At 73.9% G+C, this 490-nt stretch carries 1 pseudogene; it reads left to right on the top strand.

Annotated features, from left to right (window positions below):
* Window positions 1-490 (top strand): annotated as a pseudogene (locus D7W79_RS42690) (MtsA protein); the annotation flags it as partial.

Raw genomic sequence — 490 nt, 5'->3', positions numbered from 1 at the left:
ACCACGGCCCATCCTTCAGGCCGTGGGACCGAAGCTGACCAGCAACCAGACCTCGCAGCCGCTCTCGCTCTACGGTGAGAACCTGGTGCCGGGCCTGCGGCTGGTGCTGGGCGCGCCCCTGTCGCGCGAGGTACCGCTCACGGTGGCGGACGGGCGCCACGCCTACGCGAGGCTCCCCGCGGACCTCACGCTCCCTCAGGGCACGTTCCAGACGGACGTGCAGCTGTCGCTGGCCGCGAGCACCGACCCCAGGCCCACGGGCAGTGCGCGGCTCACGGTGGTCAACGACGCGGCCTTCCCGGACCTGATGGCGATGGCGCTGGCCCCGGACGGGCGCACGCTCTTCGTCGCGTCGCCGCCCACTGACACGGTGTTCGCGCTGGATGTCGAGTCGGGCCGCGTGGAGGCGCTGACGGTGGGGGACGGGCCGTCGGCGCTCGCGACGTGGAAGGACGCCAGCGGGCGCCCCTGGCTGGGGGTGGCCCACCAG

The organism is Corallococcus exercitus (assembly GCF_003611585.1).
Taxonomy (GTDB): Bacteria; Myxococcota; Myxococcia; order Myxococcales; family Myxococcaceae; genus Corallococcus; species Corallococcus exercitus.
Note: the sequence above shows the minus strand (reverse complement) of the source record. Positions and strands in the feature narration are given on the sequence as shown.